This window comes from Pseudomonas sp. 50_B (assembly GCF_017491625.1).
Lineage (GTDB): Bacteria > Pseudomonadota > Gammaproteobacteria > Pseudomonadales > Pseudomonadaceae > Aquipseudomonas > Aquipseudomonas danubii.
In genome coordinates, this window is record NZ_JAFGYX010000103.1 from 1 (window position 1) to 502 (window position 502).

The 502-nt window shown below is 69.3% G+C and carries 1 pseudogene; it reads left to right on the top strand.

What is annotated here, in order from left to right:
* Positions 1-500 (top strand): annotated as a pseudogene (gene pilW / locus J5M73_RS31110) (type IV pilus assembly protein PilW); the annotation flags it as partial.
* Between the last annotated feature and the right edge of the window lie 2 nt (positions 501-502).

The window sequence follows — 502 nt, forward strand, 5'->3', positions numbered from 1 at the left end:
GTCAGACCGCATGCGATCCGCTCGCGAGCCGCTCCGACGGCCTCGTCGTCCGCTATGTCGGAGACGGCGTCTCCACATGGCCGACGGCGAGCGGGCAGCCGACGGACTGCCTCGGCCAGGGCGTCGGCGCGGCCGATACGCAGCCGCTGATCGTCAACCGCTTTTACGCGCGCGTCAGCGCGTCGACGGGCGCACCGGAACTGTACTGCGAAGGCAGCGGCAGACCCGGCATCGCGCAGCCGCTTGTCGAAGGCGTCGAACGCTTGAGTTTGCGCTATCGACTATATGGTGCTGCACGATGGGCCGACGCGTCGGCCTTGTCTGTCGACGACTGGGCCAATGTGGCGGCCGTTTCCGTCTGCGTGCAAGTGCGAGGCAGGCGCACGGGGCGCCCGGCGCGGTATGTCGACTGCGAAGGGCGAGTGGCGAGCGCACCCGACACCCGCGCGAGACTGGCGTGGCGGCGCTATGTGGCGGTCCGTAACCGAGCCGGCACATGATG